A 19,998-nucleotide genomic window follows, 5' to 3' on the forward strand; every position below is an offset into this window, starting at 1 on the left:
TATTCACTAAAGAGGATGTTATGGTAACAATTCGTTTGGCACGTGGCGGCGCTAAAAAACGCCCGTTTTATCAAGTTGTCGTGACCGATAGCCGCAATGCGCGTGATGGTCGCTTCATTGAACGCGTAGGCTTCTTTAACCCGATCGCAGCTGGTCAGGCCGAAGCACTGCGTCTGGATCTGGACCGCATTGAACATTGGGTCGGTTTGGGTGCAACAGTTTCTGATCGCGTATCTGCGCTGATCAAAGACGCTAAAAAAGCAGCATAATCTGTGGTGATGGTGGTCATGAGCAAACAACTTGGTCCGAAAGCGCCTGTTAACCCTATTGTATTGGGGAAAATGGGATCGACTTATGGCATTCGTGGTTGGCTCAGAGTGTTTTCATCCACCGAAGATGCCGAAAGCATTTTTGATTATCAACCTTGGTTTATCCAGACAAAAGGTGGCTGGCAGTTTGTCGAAATTGAGAGCTGGAAGCACCATAATCAGGATCTGATCATCAAAGTTAAAGACGTTGACGATCGGGATGCGGCTAATTTACTGACTAATTGCGAAATTATCGTAGATTCGGCGCAACTGCCTGAACTGGATGAAGGTGATTATTATTGGAAAGACCTTATCGGCTGTCAGGTCGTGACCTCAACGGGTTATCAACTGGGCAAAGTCATCGACATGATGGAAACCGGTTCAAACGATGTGATGGTGATAAAGGCTAACCTGAAAGATGCATTTGGGGTCAAGGAGCGGTTGGTTCCGTTCCTTACTGAACAGGTTGTCAAGCATGTTGACCTTTCTGCTCAACTGATTGAAGTAGATTGGGATCCTGGTTTTTGAACTCTGATCTGACCAGTAGTACTAAGTGGAACGAAAAGATGTGGATTGGGGTGATTAGCCTGTTTCCAGAGATGTTCCGCGCAATTACTGATTACGGAGTCACTGGCCGGGCAGTTAAAAATGGCCTGCTGAGCGTACAGTATTGGAGTCCTCGTGATTTCACTTACGATCGGCATCGCACCGTGGACGATCGCCCGTATGGCGGCGGCCCCGGAATGCTGATGATGGTGCAACCCTTACGGGATGCTATCCACGCAGCAAAAGAAGCGGCAGGCGAAGGCGCGAGAGTGATTTATTTATCACCTCAGGGCCGTAAATTAGATCAGCAAGGCGTACGTCAACTCGCCACCAATCAGAAGATGATTCTGGTTTGTGGGCGGTATGAGGGGATTGATGAGCGCGTAATTAAAACCGAAATCGATGAAGAATGGTCGATAGGGGATTACGTACTCAGCGGTGGGGAACTGCCAGCGATGACCCTGATTGACTCCGTTGCCCGTTTTATACCGGGTGTACTGGGACATCAGGCTTCAGCAGAAGAAGATTCTTTTGCTGATGGGTTGTTGGATTGTCCACATTTTACTCGTCCCGAGGTGTTGGCAGGCATGGATGTCCCGGCAGTTTTGCTGTCAGGAAATCATGCTGAGATTCGTCGCTGGCGTTTGAAGCAGTCGCTGGGCCGAACCTGGCTTAGAAGACCTGAACTTCTGAAAAGCCTAGCTCTGACTGACGAGCAAGCAAGGTTGCTGACTGAGTTCCAACGAGAATATCAGTCTGAGCAACGAGAGTATTAGGGGGGAGTTTTGGTGCGCCGAACAATCCCAAATATCAGTTTACCTAGGGTAAGAGACATATTATGAGCAACATTATTAAGCAAATTGAACAAGAGCAGATGAAGCAGGACGTACCTGCATTTCGTCCGGGTGATACCGTAGAAGTGAAGGTATGGGTTGTTGAAGGTACTAAGAAACGTCTGCAGGCATTCGAGGGCGTGGTTATTGCTATTCGTAACCGCGGTCTGCATTCTGCATTCACTGTTCGCAAAATTTCTAACGGCGAAGGCGTAGAACGTGTTTTCCAAACGCATTCTCCTGTTGTTGACAGTATCACTGTTAAACGTCGTGGTGCCGTACGTAAAGCCAAATTGTACTACCTGCGTGAACGCACTGGTAAGTCTGCCCGTATCAAAGAGCGTCTTAACTAATAGCGCGCTTTCGCAACATCCGAAAGTGTTTAGTTATCAAAGGTCTAGCCAAGCGCTAGACCTTTTTTTGTCTCTAGCTCACAACCTAGCTAGGGGGCCAGAGACAAAAATGCCGGACACATGAGTGACCGGCAGTAAGTAACACATTCCTTTGCTGTCTTTATTCCTAGCAACGAACGGTACGTTTTAATCCCATATCCGCAACGTTACTCGCTGGCTTTGTCATCCGTTTTGTTAGCTGGCTGGCGTCGTTTACCAATATTTTTACTATCACGGTGACGCACTTTCACCCTTATTTTCGCTTTTTCTTTCTCCTGCTCTTTTTTCTCTTGCCGTTTAGCGAGCACTTTCTTGGAGGGTTTTCCCGTTGCTTTGGCGTTTGGTGCTTTTGTAACCGGGCGCAACTCATCAATAACTCGGGGTTTGAGCGGCTCATTTAAATAACGGAATATCTTACCCAGTAATAGATGATCGTGCGCTTCGACGAACGATATTGCGCAGCCTTTACGCCCCGCACGACCGGTCCGTCCGATACGGTGCAGGTAGGTATCAGCCGTGCGTGGCAAATCAAAGTTAAAAACATGGCTAATATCGTTTATGTCGATACCACGTGCAGCCACATCAGTTGCAACCAACACGTTTACCCGACCATCACTCATCCGTTTGATGGCCTCGTTACGCTTAGCTTGTACCATTTCACCTTCGAGGTAACAGGACTGAATACCGGCTTCTCGTAACCAGGCAACAAGTTCGTGAACACGTTCGCGTTTACGTACAAAGACGATTGAACGTGTTACATCTGGCTGCTTTAGCTGATGGCAAAGTAGGGCTGTTTTGTGTTTGATATCATCAGCTCGATAATACCATTGCAGAATTTTTTTACGTTCACGGCGTGAAGGATCGGCTTCAACTTCAACAGGATCGTTTAACAGGCGTTCGGCAAAATCTTTAATCGCATCGCCTTCCAGCGTGGCGGAAAATAATAACGTCTGTTTACGCCAACGCGTTTCGCCTGCAATGTGTTCGATATCCTGTGCGAACCCCATATCCAGCATTCTGTCAGCTTCATCCAGAATCAGGGTCTCAACTGCACGGCAATCAAAGTTTTCTTCTTTTATGTATTGCAGTAAACGTCCTGTTGTTGCGACAACCACATCCTGGTTTTCACTGAAAACTTCAGCGTGATTCATGTATGCAACGCCACCGGTAATCGTGGCAATATCGAGGTGCGTATGCGCCGCCATGATCCGTGCTTGTTCAGCAACCTGCATGGCAAGCTCACGTGTTGGCGTCAAGATTAAAACGCGAGGCGGCCCTGATTTTTTACGAGGGAAATCTAAAAGATGCTGCAAAACCGGCAATAGGTAGGCTGCCGTTTTACCCGTCCCTGTTGGTGCGGAACCCAGCACATCACGCCCATCCATTGCGGGGGGAATGGCGGCTAATTGGATCGCGGTGGGGCGTTCGTAGCCCATATCGCGCAGTGCGTCTAGCAGGCTGTCATCAAGATCAAGCTCGGAAAAAGTGGTTGCAGTCATGGTCTACCTCTGTTTGGGGCGCCGATTATAGACGTATTAGCCGGGTTCTTCACCTGTTTAAACAGACAACAGTGCTTTTCCTGTATTGAGGATTCACTTATGCTACCGCTGTTTATGTCTGGAAGCGTCATTAATGAGTTACCAATCTGATAGTAAACTGACATTACGTCGGGATGGGTTTACCTTTAAACAGTTTTTTGTTGCTCACGATCGCTGTGCAATGAAAGTTGGAACCGACGGCATCTTGCTAGGGGCATGGGCGACGATATCTAATGTGCGTCGGATCCTGGATATTGGCAGTGGTTCAGGCTTGATTGCTCTGATGCTGGCTCAGCGTACCGATCGGGATACCAATATTGACGCGGTTGAATTCGATGTGGTAGCAAGCCAACAGGCCTTAGATAACATCGCGGCATCTCCCTGGGCTGGACGTATGCGCGTTTATGCTGATGATATTGCTCGTTTTACGGTGACCACAGAAAATCGCTATTCACTGATAGTCAGTAATCCGCCTTATTTTTCTCCTGGGGTCGCTTGTGGGAGCCTATCTCGTAGCCAGGCTCGCTATACCACAACGCTGACGCATGACGTGTTGCTCCATTGTGCACAACAACTGATGACACCAGATGGGACATTTTGCGTTGTGTTGCCTGCGCAAGTTGCCAGTGAGTTTATACCGTTAGCGCATGAGCTAGGTTGGTTTGTTCATCAATATTGTGCAGTTACTGAATCTGAGTCACGACCCGTGAATCGTGTATTGCTGGCGTTATCTCGGCAATCAGGGGCATGTTTGACACAACGCTTAGTGATCCGTGATAAGGACAACCGTTACTCGTTTGATTTTCAAAAACTGACGAAAGATTTTTATCTCTTTATGTAATGAAATCGGGTTAATAAGATGAGTTGGCGAGAGCACACGGCGTTAGGTGCGTTGAAAAACCTTAGCGCCGTGTTCAGGTTGGTACCCGTTTATGTGACGATTTTAGCGGTACCTATGGGTGTAGGATAGTTGGTTGTGGTGTATCGAATTGTTCTGGGTAATCCAGCGTGTAATGTAATCCACGGCTTTCTTTCCTGGCTAGTGCGCAACGAACAATGAGTTCAGCCACCTGAACCAGATTACGTAACTCCAACAAGTTATTTGATATACGGAAATGTGCGTAGTACTCATCGATTTCCTGTTGCAGCATGACGATGCGCCTTAATGCACGTTCTAACCGTTTCGTTGTGCGAACAATTCCAACGTAATCCCACATGAACAGACGTAATTCATGCCAGTTATGCTGAATGACAACCTGTTCATCCGAGTTATCCACCTGGCTTTCATCCCATTCAGGGAGTTTTTTTACGGGGGTTATCTGCGGCAACCTTTGCAGAATATCCTCTGCTGCTGACCAGCCATAAACCAAGCATTCCAATAATGAATTTGATGCCATCCGGTTGGCTCCGTGCAGCCCGGTATAGCTAACTTCGCCGATAGCATACAGGCCATCAAGATCAGTCCGACCATGTTGATCAACCATCACGCCGCCACAGGTATAGTGCGCGGCCGGAACAATGGGAATAGCTTCGCGGGTCAAATCAATACCGAGTGAGAGCAATTTCTCATAAATAGTCGGAAAGTGTTGTTTAATGAACTCAGCCGGTTTGTGACTGATATCCAGATACATACAGTCTGCACCAAGACGCTTCATTTCATGGTCGATCGCCCTTGCAACGACGTCACGAGGTGCCAGTTCTCCTCTGGAGTCGAAATCCGGCATAAAGCGTGTACCGTCAGGACGTTTCAGATAAGCACCTTCGCCACGTAACGCTTCTGTCAGCAAAAAATTACGTGCCTGAGGGTGGAATAAACAGGTCGGGTGAAATTGGTTGAACTCGAGATTAGCCACTCGGCATCCGGCACGCCAGGCCATTGCAATACCGTCGCCAGATGAAATATCTGGGTTTGTGGTGTACTGATAGACTTTGGAAGCCCCACCAGTTGCTAAAACCACGGTTTTTGCCCGGCAGGATTCTACCATTTCCCGCTCACGGTTCCATATGTAGGCACCGACGATACGTCGTGTTCCTGACAGACCCAATTTATTGGAAGTGATCAGGTCAACGGCGTTACAACGTTCCATAATGCGAATATTGGGATGTGCTAATGCCTGGCTTACTAATGTATTTTCAACTTCTTTTCCGGTTGCATCGGCAGCGTGCAGTATCCGGCGGTGGCTGTGTCCACCTTCGCGGGTAAGGTGATAACGTTCTTCCCCACTGGTGCTGGTTTCTGTATCAAACAATACGCCCTGTTCGATGAGCCACTGTACGCAGTGTTTAGCATTGCTGGCGATGAATTCGACGGCTTCACGTTCGCATAAGCCATCACCCGCGATGAGCGTGTCTTCAATGTGGGAGTCAATACTGTCGGTTTCATCAAAAACCGCCGCAATTCCACCCTGAGCATAAAACGTTGCTCCCTCGTTCAGCGGACCTTTACTGATAACGGTAACGTTTGCCTGAGCAGCAAGACGCAAGGCAAGAGAAAGCCCGGCAGCGCCGCTGCCGACGATTAATACATCACAGGAATGTTCTATAGTCGGGTGCATGTGAGAGCCATTGCTACAAAAAGAAGTGGAAAATGGATGTTAGCACCCAATTATTTATTCATGTATTGATTTTTCTCGCCTGTAAAGATGTATAAATACGGGGCTGTAGCGTGTCAGCCATCGTGCGAATGCCAGTAAATTATCGTATGATCACCGATATCTGCCCCTGATAACCGCAGAAAATAGGGTGTTTCGGTCTTGATATGAGACAGGTGTAGAAGAAAAAACAAAAAAGATTACAGGAACTTTATGTCGGGCTCTCGCTCTAAGCTAGAGCTTGCTCTGGTATAACTTAATATGGCTGGCAGTATTATTTTACGTGTGGAGAACAGTTTGAGGAGATATTACCTCGGATGAGTGAGCAGCTGGCAGATCAGGTACTGGTCGAACGGGTCCAGAAAGGCGATCAAAAATCGTTTAATTTGTTGGTCGTTCGTTACCAGCATAAAGTGGCGAGTTTGGTGTCGCGTTATGTGCCTCAAGGGGATGTCCCTGATGTGGTTCAGGAGGCGTTTATCAAAGCTTATCGTGCGTTGGAATCTTTCCGTGGCGATAGTGCTTTCTATACATGGCTGTATCGTATTGCCGTTAATACGGCGAAAAACTATCTGGTCGCTCAAGGGCGGCGCCCCCCATCCAGTGACATTGATGCCAATGATGCTGAAAATTATGAAAATGCGGGGGCATTGAAAGAAATTTCGAACCCTGAGAATTTAATGTTGTCAGAGGAATTACGCAGCATTGTTTTTCGCACGATTGAATCTTTACCGGAAGACTTACGATTGGCTATTACGCTTCGTGAATTAGATGGATTGAGCTACGAAGAGATCGCGGTGATTATGGATTGTCCCGTTGGTACTGTTCGTTCTCGGATCTTTCGGGCAAGGGAAGCAATTGATAATAAAGTACAACCGCTTATTCAGCGCTAGCGCTTTTTCAGCTCTTCGCATGATTAATGATGGATTTGACAAGGTAAGGGTGTCGGTATGCAGAAAGAGAAGCTTTCCGCTTTAATGGATGGTGAGACAGTCGATTCTGAACTGCTTAATGTCTTGTCTCGCGATGACAAACTGCAGCAAAGTTGGCAAAGTTATCATCTGATTCGCGATACGTTGCGAGGTGATATTGATGAAAACGTGATTCATCTTGATATCGCTTCTCGTGTTGCTGCTGCGATTGAAAAGGAACCTGTCCGTTTGGTTCCTCAGGCGCAACCCGAATCTCAGCCACACCCTGCGCTTTGGCCTCAAATGCCGTTTTGGCATAAAGTTCGTCCTTGGGCGAGCCAATTAACTCAGGTCGGCGTTGCTGCCTGTGTGTCGCTGGCTGTCATTGTCGGTGTGCAGAATTATAACCGCCCGGATGTGTCTGATGGTATGAACGAATCTGGCTTATTCCGCACATTGCCAGCGTTGGGAACGGCCTCTCCGGTTAGTTTGGGAACGCCATCGGATAGCGTGTCTGCTCATAACGGGCAGCAAAAATCTGATGCACAGCGCAATCGCCTCAATGCTATTTTGCAGGACTATGAACTGCAACGCCGCTTGCATGCCGATCAGGTACAGCAACACGACGATCAGCAGGCTGCTGTTCAAGTCCCTGGAACTCAATCATTAGGAACTCAGCCTCGGTAATGAAGCGTGTTTTGTTTGCCGCCTGTTTGCTGATTGGCAGTCTGTTTTATTCCACCATCGCCCCGGCTCATACAGAGTCCGGGGCGTTGTTGCAACAGATGAATGGTGCCAGTCGAGCATTAAACTACGAACTCTCTTTTATTAATATCACTCAACAGGGGTTCGAGTCTGTCAGATATCGGCATGCCGTGTTTAACAATCATTCTCTGGCCCAATTGGTGTTTATGGACGGGCCAAGACGTGAGATCGTCCAACGTGGCAACGAAATCAGCTATTTTGATTCCGGTCTGGAATCTTTTACGTTAGCGGGCGATCACATTGTGGATTCTTTGCCTGCTCTGGTTTACGCCGATTTTAAAAAACTTGCGATGTACTACGATTTTGTTCCTGCGGACGGGCGAGTGCGTATTGCCGATCGTTTAGCTGTGGGGATTCGAATTATTTCCAGAGATGCGACGCGTTATAGCTATGCTGTCTGGATTGATGCTGAATCCAAACTGCCCCTACGGATTGATTTACAGGATCGTAATGGTGAACGTCTGGAGCAGTTTCTGGTAACGTCATTGATTATTGATAATGATATTGCTAATGCATTGAAACCATTAGAGAACATTGATCTCCCTCCGTTGTTGTCCGCCTCTACCCCAGAAGATGTTAATTTCACTTGGCGTGCTGAATGGCTACCGATAGGCATGAAGGAAGTTTCACATAGCCGTAGAATATCGCCAGGTACGAATCTGCCAGTAGAGACGCGTTTATACAGTGACGGGCTATTTAGCTTTTCGATCAATGTTAACCTTTCGCAGGATGTTCGTCCTGAACAGGCTATACGCATAGGGAGACGTTCAATACATACGGAAGTGCGTAATGATTACGAGATTACGGTTGTCGGCGAAATACCGCCGGCGACGGCTAAACGCATTGCAGATAACGTTATCCAGAAGGCACAGTAATGATTAAAGAGTGGGCCACGGTGGTGTCATGGCATAATGGAATGGCTGTTCTGCGGTGTGAGCAGCGTTCAGGGTGCAGTGGCTGTCAGTCTCGTTCGAGCTGTGGAACGGGATTGCTGAATCAGCTTGGTGCGCCTGCCGAACATCTTTTGACCGTGCCCTGTGAGCAACCTCTTGAAGTTGGGCAACGTATTGAGTTAGGGATTACTGAGGCGAGTTTGTTGCGTTCGGCGGTGATGGTTTATTTGCTGCCTTTGTTGGGGGTATTCACCGGCTCGGCATTATTTCAGGCACTTCTGGGAACGGAGTTATCCGCGATTATCGGTGCGTTTGCGGGCGGTGGTCTGTTTTTCTTTCTGGTGAAGTATTGGTCGGTCCGGCTGGGAAGATCACATCGCTATGAGCCTGTCATCCTGCAAATCGCGCTACCCGGTGAAGTTTTACACATTCAAACAGCGACTCAGTCATAGGCCGTATTTTATTTAGGGCAGGTATGATCAATTGACTTGGGTTAGCCGCCGTTATTTTCAATAACTATCATCTGTTAATTTCCCTCTTTTTTGCGCTGTCGTCATTCTGAATAAATCCCTCATAATTGAGGGTAATGAGCGGGACATGACTAGGTTTTCGCTCTTTTGGCATGTAGAATGCTGCGTTCGGGTGAAATAACATCGCGGCTGTTTTTACCCAATGCGCATGCCCATCGGCAAGAATTTCAGGAATATCAAGGTAGAAAAATTTTTATAATGAAGCATATACGAAATTTCTCCATTATTGCCCATATCGACCACGGTAAGTCGACATTATCCGATCGTATTATTCAGATTTGCGGTGGTTTAACGGAACGTGAAATGGCTGCGCAGGTTCTTGATTCCATGGATCTGGAACGCGAGCGCGGTATTACGATCAAAGCGCAGAGCGTTACGCTGGATTATAAGGCACAGGATGGCCAAACCTATCAGTTAAACTTCATTGACACCCCAGGACACGTTGACTTCTCTTACGAGGTTTCTCGCTCGCTGGCGGCCTGTGAAGGCGCGTTGCTGGTGGTTGATGCGGGGCAGGGGGTTGAAGCGCAAACATTGGCGAATTGTTATACCGCGTTGGACATGGATCTGGAAGTCGTCCCCGTTCTGAATAAAATTGATTTGCCTGCGGCCGATCCCGATCGTGCTGCCCAGGAAATTGAAGATATCGTTGGCATTGATGCAACGGATGCTGTGCGCTGCTCTGCCAAAACGGGTGTGGGCGTGCCTGATGTACTGGAACGTTTAGTCCGTGATGTTCCTCCTCCGACGGGAGATGCTGATGCGCCGTTGCAGGCGCTGATTATTGACTCTTGGTTTGATAATTACCTTGGCGTTGTATCGTTAGTACGGATTAAAAATGGTGCGATGCGAAAAGGTGACAAAATTAAGGTAATGAGTACCGGCCAAGTTTATAACGCTGAACGTTTGGGCATTTTTACCCCCAAGCAGATCGATCGTGATGTATTGAACTGTGGTGAAGTTGGCTGGTTGGTTTGCGCTATCAAAGATATTTTGGGTGCGCCCGTTGGCGATACGTTGACCTTGGCCCGTCAACCTGCGGAAAAAGCGTTACCGGGTTTTAAAAAGGTAAAACCTCAGGTTTATGCCGGGCTTTTTCCCATTAGCTCCGATGATTATGAAGCTTTCCGCGATGCGTTGGGGAAACTGAGTCTGAACGATGCTTCCTTGTTTTATGAGCCAGAAAGTTCCACTGCTCTTGGTTTCGGTTTCCGTTGTGGTTTCCTGGGCTTATTGCATATGGAGATCATTCAGGAACGTCTTGAACGTGAATACGATCTCGATCTGATTACTACGGCACCGACGGTTGTCTATGAAGTAGAAACGACAGCAAAGGAGGTTATCCATGTTGATAGCCCCTCCAAACTACCGCCGCTTAATAATATCCAGGAATTGCGTGAGCCGATCGCTGAATGTCACATGCTGCTACCTCAGGAATATTTGGGTAATGTCATTACGTTGTGTATTGAGAAGCGCGGCGTCCAGACGAACATGGTCTATCACGGCAATCAGGTGGCGTTGACCTATGAAATTCCTATGGCTGAGGTCGTATTGGATTTCTTTGATCGTTTGAAATCGACTTCCCGTGGGTATGCATCGCTCGATTATAGTTTCAAACGTTTTCAGACCTCTGACATGGTTCGTGTTGATGTGTTAATTAATAACGAACGAGTCGATGCATTGGCACTGATTACGCACAGAGACAATTCTCAGTATCGTGGGCGCGATCTGGTGGAAAAAATGAAAGATCTTATTCCACGTCAGCAGTTTGACATTGCGATTCAAGCGGCAATTGGTAACCACATTATTGCTCGTTCGACCGTTAAGCAGTTACGTAAGAACGTGTTGGCGAAATGCTACGGCGGGGACGTTAGCCGTAAGAAGAAACTGTTGCAGAAACAGAAAGATGGTAAGAAACGTATGAAGCAAGTGGGTAACGTAGAGTTACCGCAGGAAGCGTTTTTGGCCATTTTGCACGTTGGCAAAGACAACAAATAAATCCTGAGGAGTTGGCATGGCCAATATGTTTGCCGTGATTTTGGCATTGGTGACGCTTGTCACCGGTATTGTCTGGTGTTTGGAGCGTTTTGTATGGGCACCTGCGCGCCGGAAAAAGTTGGTGACATCGAATGAATTGGCTGCTTTGCCAAAAGCGGCCCAGCAACCAGGATGGATTGAAACTGTTGCATCAATATTTCCAGTTGTCGCACTGGTCTTGGTTGTGCGTTCATTTATTTATGAACCCTTTCAAATTCCCTCTGGCTCAATGATGCCGACGTTGCTGATTGGCGATTTTATACTGGTAGAGAAATTCGCTTACGGTATTAAAGAGCCCTTTACTCAACGTACGTTAATTGAAACTGGGCATCCAAAGCGTGGCGACGTGGCGGTATTTAAATATCCATCCGACCCAAAAGTAGACTTTATTAAGCGAGTTGTCGGTGTGCCTGGCGATCGGGTCAGTTATAACCCGATGACCAAGCAAGTGACAATTAGTCCTGACTGTAGTGCACAGCAATCGTGCGATAAAGCATTGGCCGTAACGTATAGCAATGTGCAGCCGAGTGATTTTGTGCAGACATTTAATCAGCCGGGTCTGGCGTCACGCAGCGGTTTTTATCAGATCCCTGCGAGCGAAGATTATTCTGATGGCATACGTATGGGCGCTCGCAAAGAATCGCTGGGCAATGTTACGCATAATATTCTGGTTGTTCCGGGAGTACAGGATCAGTTGGGTGGATATTACCAACAGGCGCAGCAGCAACTGGCTACGTGGGTGGTGCCAGCAGGGCATTATTTCATGATGGGCGACAACCGTGATAATAGTCTCGATAGCCGCTATTGGGGATTTGTACCTGAAAGAAACCTTGTTGGTAAAGCAACGGCTATCTGGATGAGCTTTGAGAAGCAGGAAGGTGAATGGCCTACTGGCGTTCGATTAAGCCGTATTGGTGGTATTCATTAATCAAAGCGATATACTAAATAACCCGAGTTGCGGGAAGCCAATACGCAACTTGAAGTATGATGAGTATAAACGGGCAGCTTTATTGTGCTGCCCGTTGTAGAATATTTCTCGTGACATTATTTTCGAAATGCTCTTTTTGAAAGAATAAACGCAGGTTCCCTGTCGGGAGCCGATGCAAACGAAACAGTTTTGGCTGATTAAATCATGCAGGGCTGTTCCGTATGCTGCTGTTTTTGACGCATCGTTGATCTATTGGTAACACATGAATCCCATCCTGATAAATCGTTTACAAAGAAAGCTAGGCTATACTTTCCAGCAATATGAACTCTTGCTACAGGCTCTGACACACCGTAGTGCCAGTAGTAAGCACAATGAGCGGCTCGAGTTTCTGGGTGATTCCATTCTCAGTTTTGTTATCGCGAACGCGCTGTACCACCAGTTCCCTAAGGTTGACGAAGGGGATATGAGCCGAATGCGAGCAACGCTGGTGCGGGGGAACACGCTGGCAGAAATTGCGCGTGAATTTGAATTGGGTGAGTGCTTGCGCCTTGGCCCTGGTGAATTAAAAAGCGGGGGATTTCGTCGGGAGTCCATTCTTGCCGATACGGTGGAAGCATTGATTGGCGGCATTTTTCTCGACAGCGATATTCAAACTATCGAACGTTTGATTCTTAACTGGTATCAAAGTCGGTTGGATGAAATTAGCCCCGGTGATAAGCAAAAAGATCCCAAAACGCGGTTGCAGGAGTTTTTGCAGGGGCGTCATCTACCGCTACCAACTTATCTGGTGGTCCAGGTTCGTGGTGAGGCGCACGATCAGGAGTTTACGATCCACTGTCAGGTTAGTGGTTTTGATGAATCGGTAATTGGTACCGGTTCTAGCCGCCGAAAGGCCGAACAGGCTGCGGCAGAACAAGCGTTGAAAAAACTGGAGCTTGAATGAGCGAAGAACAGACACACTGCGGTTTTATCGCGATTGTTGGTCGGCCTAACGTTGGTAAATCAACCTTATTGAATCAGTTGTTGGGGCAGAAAATTTCGATTACATCACGCAAGCCTCAGACAACGCGTCATCGTATTATGGGGATTCATACGGAAGGGCCTTATCAGGCAATTTACGTGGATACCCCAGGGTTACACATTGAAGAAAAACGTGCAATTAACCGTTTAATGAACCGTGCAGCAAGCAGTTCTATCGGCGATGTTGAGCTGATTATTTTCGTTGTGGAAGGGACAAATTGGAACGCCGACGATGAAATGGTATTGAATAAGCTGAAGGATCAGAAACATCCTGTCCTTTTAGCCATCAATAAAGTCGATAACGTTACCGATAAAACGAAGTTGCTACCCCATATTCAATTCATTAGTCAGCAGATGAATTTTCTGGATGTTGTCCCGATTTCTGCGGAAAAGGGGACGAATGTTGATACGGTCGCAAGTATTGTGCGTAAGCATTTACCGCAGGCTGAGCACCACTTTCCGGAAGATTATATTACTGACCGTTCACAGCGTTTTATGGCTTCGGAAATCATTCGCGAAAAACTGATGCGTTTTCTGGGTGAAGAGTTGCCCTATTCCGTCACAGTAGAGATTGAGCGCTTTGTCACTAATGAGCGTGGCGGATATGATATTAATGGCTTAATTCTTGTTGAGCGTGAAGGCCAGAAAAAGATGGTCATTGGGAATAAGGGCTCTAAAATCAAAACGATTGGTACAGAAGCCCGCCATGATATGGAAGAGATGTTTGAAGCGAAAGTTCATCTCGAACTGTGGGTGAAAGTGAAATCAGGGTGGGCCGATGATGAACGGGCTTTGAGAAGCCTGGGCTACAGTGAAGACTTGTAAGGTCCACGCCGATGGAAGGCTGGCAACGCGCATTTGTTTTGCATGGGCGACCTTATAGCGAAACGAGTCTATTGTTGGATTTGTTCTGTGAAAGTGATGGTCGGGTTCGGGTACTGGCAAAAGGGGCTCGGGCTCGGCGTTCCAATCTTAAAGGGTGTTTACAACCTTTCACGCCACTGTTGGTTCGCTGGAGTGGCAAAGGTGAAGTGAAAACGCTGCGTAATGCGGAACCTGTCTCATTAGCTCTTCCTCTTTCTGGTTCCCTGCTCTACAGCGGTCTATACGTCAATGAGTTATTAGCACGAGTGTTGGAGCATGAAACCAATTACTCTGCACTCTTTTTTGACTATCTACAATGTTTACAACAGCTTGCTTCTCTTGATTCTTCTCCTGAGCCTGCTCTGCGTCGTTTTGAATTGGCATTATTGGGATATCTTGGATATGGCGTCGATTTTCTTCATTGCGCAGGGAGTGGTGAGCCTGTATCCGATACCATGACGTATCGATATCGAGAGGAAAAAGGGTTTATCGCTAGCCTGATTGTTGATCATCATAGTTTTACGGGCTATGAATTACGTGCACTCGCATCGCGTGAGTTTCCTGACGTAGTAACACTACGAGCGGCTAAACGTTTTACCCGTATGGCATTAAAACCCTACCTTGGCGGTCGTCCGCTGAAAAGTCGGGAGCTATTTCGCCAATTTGTTCCTGGGCTTCATGCATCCAAGACCATGTCTTCTGATAAATAATACGATTCCTCTTGTACCCAGAAACCAACACATCAGTGTAAACTGCCGAGCAAGACTTTTTTTGAGGATTGGTTATGGCTGAATTATTGCTGGGCGTTAATATCGATCATATCGCCACCCTGCGTAATGCCCGAGGAACGGCATACCCGGATCCGGTTCAGGCTGCGTTTGTGTCCGAGCAGGCTGGTGCTGATGGTATTACTGTCCACCTACGTGAAGATCGCCGTCATATTACCGATCGCGACGTACGTCTTTTGCGAGAAACTATTCAAACCCGCATGAATCTGGAAATGGCGGTAACAGAAGAAATGCTGCAAATTGCTTGTGAGCTTAAACCGCATTTTTGTTGCCTGGTACCAGAGAAACGCCAGGAAGTCACCACTGAAGGTGGCCTTGATGTTGCAGGCCAGCAAGAGAAAATGAATGATGCTGTCGCCAGATTAACACAGGCTGGTATTTTCGTTTCTCTGTTTATCGATGCCGATGTACGCCAGATTGATGCCGCTGTGGCAAGCGGTGCACCTTACATTGAAATTCATACCGGTGCCTATGCGGATGCGGAGAGTGACAGTACTCGCCAGCAGGAGTTTGAGCGTATCCGTGATGCGGCTAAGTATGCGGCGAGCCGAGGGCTGAAGGTGAATGCTGGTCATGGGTTAACCTACCATAATGTGCAACTCATCGCGGCGTTACCGGAAATGCATGAGTTAAATATTGGCCATGCCATTATCGGTCGTGCAGTGATGAGCGGCTTAAGTGAAGCGGTTGCGGAAATGAAGCGTTTAATGAAGGATGCACGTCGCTAATGTCGATTCTTGGGTTAGGCACGGATATTGTAGAGGTTGAACGCATTGAATCGATAGTCGAGAGAAGCGGGGAGCGTTTAGCTCGCCGAATCTTAACGGATATGGAATGGTTGCAATATCAGCAGCATCAGCAACCGATTCGTTTTCTCGCTAAGCGTTTTGCGGCCAAAGAAGCTGCGGCAAAGGCGTTTGGTACGGGAATTCGTAACGGGTTGGCGTTTGCACAGTTTGAAGTATTCAATGATGAACTAGGTAAGCCTTGTCTACGTTTTTTTGCGAATGCACAGCAGCTGGCCGAGCGCATGGGGGTAAAAGGTGTTCACCTTACTCTGGCCGATGAACGTCGTTACGCCTGTGCGACGGTCATTCTTGAAGGTTAGTGACACTTATAGGCTGTCAGCATGGTGCATTAAGACAAATTTCTCCCATAACCGCTCGCTATTCTCTAGATGGGCAGGATCTTTCACAATCGTATTATCAATAGGGCAGACTTTTTGACAGGTGGGTGTGTCATAGTGTCCTACGCATTCTGTGCACCGATCCACATCAATTTCATAAGTTTCCATACCCATTGAGATGGCCTGATTAGGACACTCTGGTTCACACATATCACAGTTGATACATTTATGGGTGATGAGCAATGCCATGGTCGTCTTTTTTGTCTCATAAGCGGGGCGCAAATTATACCTGTTGACGCGTGTTTAAACACGCATAATAAAAAGAGAAATAGCAATTACATGCGGAATAAATAATATCAGCAGTGAAATAAATTTCTGACATAAACTGTCACTTGCTGTGAGTAAATAGGAACAAGTTCGTCACCAAAAATAACATTTTTACAACCTTGAACAGATTGATGATAAATGGACAAGTTACAGGGCAAAATTACTATTTGTTCATTACATTGACGTCGACGCAATCCTTTAGACTGAAAGCGCTCAGTTGGTTTTTTTTATTATGGTGATGATAGTTTATTGATTAGTAAGGTAAATTAATTTGGTTGTGATAGAGATCTTCTTATTTTGATTCATTAATCAGTATGGATTTAATGATTATCACCAATAAAGTTTGTCTCTGAGACGTCGATAACGATATACATGCGTATGATATAATTCTCATAACTAATAAGTGTCAGTCCAATGGCGGAACTCATAGTGCGGCAGGAAGGTGATCTGGATCAGTTTGGGCCCTTGTTTTCCCATCAAGGGAGCTCTGATTCGTTACACGTTGATTATTGGCGGGAATGCCAGCGACGGTATACTTTTCAGCCAATTTATCGAACGTCAGGCAAACTGATGGCAATTGAGTTGCTTACCTCTGTTTCTTCTCTTACCTTACCGCAAAAACTTATCTCACCTGAAAAATACTTCGCCAATATTGATGTTGAGGCGCGTTTACAGATTATTGTGGAACAATTACAACTATTATCCCGTTGGCATTTACGTTTTCTTCGCGAAGAACTGCTTGCGTCAGTCAATATTGATGGGATGACATTACTGGCTTTGCAACAAAGCCGTGAAGCAAAACGACTGATTTCCTCCATGCCCTGGATTCGTTTTGAAATGGTGGAAAATCAGGGAGGGCTACCAAAGGAAACGTTGACTATACTTCCCGAGGCTCAGTCTCTTTGGTTAGACGATTTCGGGTGCGGTATGGCGAATTTTTCGTCATTAATGCTGGCTCAATATGACTGTATTAAAGTAGCACGGGAGCTCTTTACTTTGTTACAGCAGAGCGGAGAAGGGCGTGAAGTGTTCCCCGCATTAATCGCGTTACTTACCCGGTTTTGCAATTTTGTCGTGATTGAAGGAATTGAAACAAAAGAAGAGTGGGCGATCGTCAAAGCTTCTCATGCCGATGCTGCCCAAGGATACTACCTTTCTCGCCCTCAACCGTTTGACAATTTTGAAACATTAGCGTTAGAACTTTAGGAATGGGTGCGAGACTAGCGTATCATTTTGATATAACCGATTCCTCGTTAACTTTTCGTTTTTCGCTGCTTTCTGAATTAAATACCTCTCTATAACTTTTTTTATCTTACAAAGCACGTTCTGCAAAATAATTGATATTTATAGCTGAAAAACAAGGTAATTTCCGATGGAATTCATTATTCTGTTGTTTTATTCCTGCTAACGTCATGAGTTTAGTTTTTTGTGTTGATTTAAATTAAAATAGTGGAATTTGTACCCGTTTTGGACGGTGTATCTGTATTTTCAGTATATAAATGGTTAAAGAGAATGGCGATATTTTTAACATTATGATTTTTAATGATAAAAATTCGTAGCGTTCGCTACTAACGATCGAAAATCATTTTGTGATAGATTTTATTGATTAAAAGAATGATACTTATTGGTATAATTGATTTGCTTACAAAAAATTGATGTTCAGAATATATCACCATATGTTTAGTGAAATATTTTTTATGCTATTAACAATACTTATAATGTAAACAATTACTCATATTCAATTAAGACACTCTTTGATCTCGTTCTTTTTAATTACGCACAGTCACATGCGGGGGCTTTATGTTGACGTTCCTATGTATCTGAACACTCCAGCTATGTGGAGCATTTTTTCTTTCATCCTTTCTGCTCTCCGGAAATGTGTCAATCCTGCAAATCAACGGGATAGGGATTTATTACCGGGATTTTTCGTCATCAATGCCATGATTTGTACGATCAGGACCACTCGGGCCTGAGGAGAGTGTTATTGTGTATGAAATTATAATAACCTTGTTATTATTGCTACTACTACTTTCTACTATAAAAAATAGAAAAATTAAACAAAAGTTTACTAGTGAGCAAAAAAAGCAAGATTTTTTAAACATGATTTTCTTTGCGGCAGAATACAGCCCTGCATCAATTATGATTGCCGACGAAAATTGCGAGATTATCTATGTGAACCGACAGTTTATTACCATGTCTGGCTATGCACTAGATGAAGTGATTGGTAAAAAAACGAATATATTGAACTCCGGGATGACTAATGCGAGTGTCTATGAAGAACTGTGGACGACGATAAACAAGGGGGAAATCTGGAGTGGGGAGTTTGTTAACCGTCGCAAGGACGGACAACTCTATTGGGAAAAAGCCAATATTGTAAAAATATATAATAAAGCGAGCAATTCAACTCAATATGTTGGGGTGAAACTGGATATTACGGAGAGGAAATCAAAAGAGCATCATGATAATTCCTATAACCGGGCATTAGAATTGCTGTCGAGCGGGGCGCCACTGAAAGATATTCTTGATGCCATTATATTTAGCGTCGAAGAGAAAAATCCTGGTCGTATTGTTTGCTCTGTATTGTTGGTCGATAAAGATAAAAAATGTCTGACATTAGGATCGGCACCGAGTTTGCCTGGGTTCTATAAAAATGCTATCCATAATGTCAAGATCGCCGATGGCGTTGCATCATTCGGAACGGCCGCATATACAGGAAAGCGTGTCATCGCAGATGATATTTCGGTTCACCCAGACTGGTCTCTCCATAAAGGTTTAGCATTATATGCAGGTTTACGTTCATGTTGGTCTGAGCCGATTTATGGTCAGAATAAGGAAATACTGGGCGTACTCAGTGTGTATCACAGAAAAGTCTATGTTCCGACAGAAGATGAGATTTTTTCTATTGAAAAATCAGCACAACTTATTTCTGTCGCCATCGAACGCTATCGGGCGATCGATATGTTGCGCCGAAGTGAGGAGCACTACCGTCAATTGGCGCATTATGACTCACTCACCTCATTGGCAAATGGGTTAACCTTTGCTGAACAAATGGAACAAGCGATCCTATTGTCTAAACAGACAGGAAGGAAAATTGCTCTTATGTTTCTTGATTTGGATAAATTTAAACAAATCAATGATTCTTTTGGTCATGCCGTCGGCGATTTACTTTTAAAAGAAGCAGCGGCACGTATGCGTGGTGCCGTGAGAGATTCCGATACCGTATATCGCCGCAGTGGCGACGAGTTTATTATTCTCTTGCAGGGGATTAAAGAAATCGATAATACATTATACGTTGCGGATAAAATACATAACGCTTTAAATAAGCCATTCGAAATTGAAGGGAAAAAACTGGATATATCTTGCAGTATTGGTATCGCACTTTACCCAGAACATGGCACCGATTCTTTGACATTAGCCATTAATGCTGATTCAGCGATGTATCAGGCAAAAGCGATTGGTCGTAGCCAGACTCAAATTTATCATGACATCGATAATCATTAATATATCGTCATGCTTCAAATGGCGTGTGCGTAACGGTGTTCGTTACTCAGTTCACCTGGAATTTCTGCCATGGCGGACTAATTATTGTGTTGTTTAAAAC

21 protein-coding genes are annotated in these 19,998 nt (G+C 45.8%); 18 read left to right on the forward strand and 3 right to left on the reverse strand.

The window, feature by feature from the left end; translation table 11 throughout:
- Positions 1-20: 20 nt before the first annotated feature.
- From rpsP to rplS, 4 genes are all read left to right on the forward strand, one after another.
- A complete protein-coding gene (gene rpsP, locus ACKPVM_RS17815) occupies positions 21-269 on the forward strand; it encodes a 30S ribosomal protein S16 (protein WP_005182026.1) in 249 nt (82 codons plus the stop codon).
- An 18-nt stretch (positions 270-287) separates the two neighbouring features.
- Positions 288-836: a ribosome maturation factor RimM gene (gene rimM / locus ACKPVM_RS17820; RefSeq protein WP_409311141.1), complete on the forward strand. Its 549-nt coding sequence runs from the start codon at positions 288-290 to the stop codon at positions 834-836.
- Between the two features lie 38 nt (positions 837-874).
- A complete protein-coding gene (gene trmD / locus ACKPVM_RS17825) occupies positions 875-1,630 on the forward strand; it encodes a tRNA (guanosine(37)-N1)-methyltransferase TrmD (RefSeq protein WP_409311167.1) in 756 nt (251 codons plus the stop codon).
- 62 nt (positions 1,631-1,692) lie between these two features.
- Positions 1,693-2,040, forward strand: a complete 348-nt coding sequence (gene rplS / locus ACKPVM_RS17830; RefSeq protein WP_409311142.1) for a 50S ribosomal protein L19 — start codon at positions 1,693-1,695, stop codon at positions 2,038-2,040.
- Between the two features lie 206 nt (positions 2,041-2,246).
- On the opposite strand, the gene srmB is transcribed toward rplS, so the two are convergent.
- Complete coding sequence (srmB, locus tag ACKPVM_RS17835) at positions 2,247-3,578, reverse strand: ATP-dependent RNA helicase SrmB (RefSeq protein WP_409311143.1); 1,332 nt, start codon at positions 3,576-3,578, stop codon at positions 2,247-2,249.
- A gap of 133 nt (positions 3,579-3,711) precedes the next feature.
- Between srmB and trmN the strand changes: the two genes are divergently transcribed.
- Complete coding sequence (gene trmN, locus ACKPVM_RS17840) at positions 3,712-4,458, forward strand: tRNA(1)(Val) (adenine(37)-N(6))-methyltransferase TrmN (RefSeq protein WP_409311144.1); 747 nt, start codon at positions 3,712-3,714, stop codon at positions 4,456-4,458.
- 112 nt (positions 4,459-4,570) lie between these two features.
- Here trmN and nadB read toward each other — a convergent pair whose 3' ends face one another.
- Positions 4,571-6,172 (reverse strand): L-aspartate oxidase, encoded by a 1,602-nt coding sequence (gene nadB, locus ACKPVM_RS17845; protein ID WP_409311145.1) that lies wholly within the window; start codon positions 6,170-6,172, stop codon positions 4,571-4,573.
- A gap of 353 nt (positions 6,173-6,525) precedes the next feature.
- On the opposite strand from nadB, the gene rpoE reads away from it, so the two are divergent.
- From rpoE to acpS, 11 genes are all read left to right on the forward strand, one after another.
- A complete protein-coding gene (rpoE, locus tag ACKPVM_RS17850; RefSeq protein WP_409311146.1) occupies positions 6,526-7,101 on the forward strand; it encodes an RNA polymerase sigma factor RpoE in 576 nt (191 codons plus the stop codon).
- Positions 7,102-7,158: 57 nt separating this feature from the next.
- Complete coding sequence (gene rseA / locus ACKPVM_RS17855) at positions 7,159-7,806, forward strand: anti-sigma-E factor RseA (RefSeq protein WP_409311147.1); 648 nt, start codon at positions 7,159-7,161, stop codon at positions 7,804-7,806.
- The gene (rseB, locus tag ACKPVM_RS17860) at positions 7,806-8,759 is read left to right on the forward strand and encodes a sigma-E factor regulatory protein RseB (RefSeq protein ID WP_409311148.1); all 954 of its coding nucleotides are present in this window, start codon (positions 7,806-7,808) and stop codon (positions 8,757-8,759) included. Before rseA ends, rseB begins: the two co-directional genes overlap by 1 nt.
- On the forward strand, positions 8,759-9,229 hold the full coding sequence (gene rseC, locus ACKPVM_RS17865; RefSeq protein WP_409311149.1) for a SoxR-reducing system protein RseC: 471 nt from the start codon (positions 8,759-8,761) through the stop codon (positions 9,227-9,229). Before rseB ends, rseC begins: the two co-directional genes overlap by 1 nt.
- Positions 9,230-9,505: 276 nt before the next feature.
- Positions 9,506-11,305, forward strand: coding sequence for a translation elongation factor 4 (lepA, locus tag ACKPVM_RS17870; protein WP_409311150.1), 1,800 nt, complete (start codon positions 9,506-9,508; stop codon positions 11,303-11,305).
- A 16-nt stretch (positions 11,306-11,321) separates the two neighbouring features.
- On the forward strand, positions 11,322-12,272 hold the full coding sequence (gene lepB, locus ACKPVM_RS17875; protein ID WP_409311151.1) for a signal peptidase I: 951 nt from the start codon (positions 11,322-11,324) through the stop codon (positions 12,270-12,272).
- 262 nt (positions 12,273-12,534) lie between these two features.
- Positions 12,535-13,215 carry a ribonuclease III gene (gene rnc / locus ACKPVM_RS17880; protein ID WP_409311152.1) on the forward strand — a complete coding sequence of 227 codons (681 nt, stop codon included), beginning with the start codon at positions 12,535-12,537 and terminating at the stop codon, positions 13,213-13,215.
- Positions 13,212-14,117 (forward strand): GTPase Era, encoded by a 906-nt coding sequence (era, locus tag ACKPVM_RS17885; protein ID WP_409311153.1) that lies wholly within the window; start codon positions 13,212-13,214, stop codon positions 14,115-14,117. The genes rnc and era overlap by 4 nt, the downstream gene beginning before the upstream one ends.
- An 11-nt stretch (positions 14,118-14,128) precedes the next feature.
- Positions 14,129-14,866: a DNA repair protein RecO gene (recO, locus tag ACKPVM_RS17890; protein ID WP_409311154.1), complete on the forward strand. Its 738-nt coding sequence runs from the start codon at positions 14,129-14,131 to the stop codon at positions 14,864-14,866.
- Between the two features lie 74 nt (positions 14,867-14,940).
- Positions 14,941-15,672 (forward strand): pyridoxine 5'-phosphate synthase, encoded by a 732-nt coding sequence (gene pdxJ / locus ACKPVM_RS17895; RefSeq protein ID WP_409311155.1) that lies wholly within the window; start codon positions 14,941-14,943, stop codon positions 15,670-15,672.
- On the forward strand, positions 15,672-16,052 hold the full coding sequence (acpS, locus tag ACKPVM_RS17900; RefSeq protein WP_409311156.1) for a holo-ACP synthase: 381 nt from the start codon (positions 15,672-15,674) through the stop codon (positions 16,050-16,052). Before pdxJ ends, acpS begins: the two co-directional genes overlap by 1 nt.
- Positions 16,053-16,058: 6 nt before the next feature.
- Here the strand turns inward: acpS and ACKPVM_RS17905 are convergent, their stop codons facing one another.
- On the reverse strand, positions 16,059-16,319 hold the full coding sequence (locus tag ACKPVM_RS17905) for a YfhL family 4Fe-4S dicluster ferredoxin (protein WP_409311157.1): 261 nt from the start codon (positions 16,317-16,319) through the stop codon (positions 16,059-16,061).
- Positions 16,320-16,811: 492 nt separating this feature from the next.
- On the opposite strand from ACKPVM_RS17905, the gene pdeH reads away from it, so the two are divergent.
- Together pdeH and ACKPVM_RS17915 are read left to right on the forward strand one after the other, a co-directional pair.
- The gene (gene pdeH, locus ACKPVM_RS17910; RefSeq protein WP_409311158.1) at positions 16,812-17,603 is read left to right on the forward strand and encodes a cyclic-guanylate-specific phosphodiesterase; all 792 of its coding nucleotides are present in this window, start codon (positions 16,812-16,814) and stop codon (positions 17,601-17,603) included.
- Positions 17,604-18,383: 780 nt separating this feature from the next.
- Entirely contained in the window at positions 18,384-19,898 is a 1,515-nt protein-coding gene (locus ACKPVM_RS17915) for a sensor domain-containing protein (protein ID WP_409311159.1), read from the forward strand.
- The last annotated feature ends 100 nt before the right edge of the window (positions 19,899-19,998 follow it).

It is taken from the genome of Pectobacterium hainanensis (genome assembly GCF_046237015.1).
Classification (GTDB): domain Bacteria; phylum Pseudomonadota; class Gammaproteobacteria; order Enterobacterales; family Enterobacteriaceae; genus JBJYIN01.

Coding starts and splice junctions, on each gene's coding strand:
- rpsP (WP_005182026.1), top strand. CDS start 21: ATGGTAACAATTCGTTTGGCACGTGGCGGCGCTAAAAAACGCCCGTTT.
- rimM (WP_409311141.1), top strand. CDS start 288: ATGAGCAAACAACTTGGTCCGAAAGCGCCTGTTAACCCTATTGTATTG.
- trmD (WP_409311167.1), top strand. CDS start 875: ATGTGGATTGGGGTGATTAGCCTGTTTCCAGAGATGTTCCGCGCAATT.
- rplS (WP_409311142.1), top strand. CDS start 1,693: ATGAGCAACATTATTAAGCAAATTGAACAAGAGCAGATGAAGCAGGAC.
- srmB (WP_409311143.1), bottom strand. CDS start 3,578: ATGACTGCAACCACTTTTTCCGAGCTTGATCTTGATGACAGCCTGCTA.
- trmN (WP_409311144.1), top strand. CDS start 3,712: ATGAGTTACCAATCTGATAGTAAACTGACATTACGTCGGGATGGGTTT.
- nadB (WP_409311145.1), bottom strand. CDS start 6,172: ATGCACCCGACTATAGAACATTCCTGTGATGTATTAATCGTCGGCAGC.
- rpoE (WP_409311146.1), top strand. CDS start 6,526: ATGAGTGAGCAGCTGGCAGATCAGGTACTGGTCGAACGGGTCCAGAAA.
- rseA (WP_409311147.1), top strand. CDS start 7,159: ATGCAGAAAGAGAAGCTTTCCGCTTTAATGGATGGTGAGACAGTCGAT.
- rseB (WP_409311148.1), top strand. CDS start 7,806: ATGAAGCGTGTTTTGTTTGCCGCCTGTTTGCTGATTGGCAGTCTGTTT.
- rseC (WP_409311149.1), top strand. CDS start 8,759: ATGATTAAAGAGTGGGCCACGGTGGTGTCATGGCATAATGGAATGGCT.
- lepA (WP_409311150.1), top strand. CDS start 9,506: ATGAAGCATATACGAAATTTCTCCATTATTGCCCATATCGACCACGGT.
- lepB (WP_409311151.1), top strand. CDS start 11,322: ATGGCCAATATGTTTGCCGTGATTTTGGCATTGGTGACGCTTGTCACC.
- rnc (WP_409311152.1), top strand. CDS start 12,535: ATGAATCCCATCCTGATAAATCGTTTACAAAGAAAGCTAGGCTATACT.
- era (WP_409311153.1), top strand. CDS start 13,212: ATGAGCGAAGAACAGACACACTGCGGTTTTATCGCGATTGTTGGTCGG.
- recO (WP_409311154.1), top strand. CDS start 14,129: ATGGAAGGCTGGCAACGCGCATTTGTTTTGCATGGGCGACCTTATAGC.
- pdxJ (WP_409311155.1), top strand. CDS start 14,941: ATGGCTGAATTATTGCTGGGCGTTAATATCGATCATATCGCCACCCTG.
- acpS (WP_409311156.1), top strand. CDS start 15,672: ATGTCGATTCTTGGGTTAGGCACGGATATTGTAGAGGTTGAACGCATT.
- ACKPVM_RS17905 (WP_409311157.1), bottom strand. CDS start 16,319: ATGGCATTGCTCATCACCCATAAATGTATCAACTGTGATATGTGTGAA.
- pdeH (WP_409311158.1), top strand. CDS start 16,812: ATGGCGGAACTCATAGTGCGGCAGGAAGGTGATCTGGATCAGTTTGGG.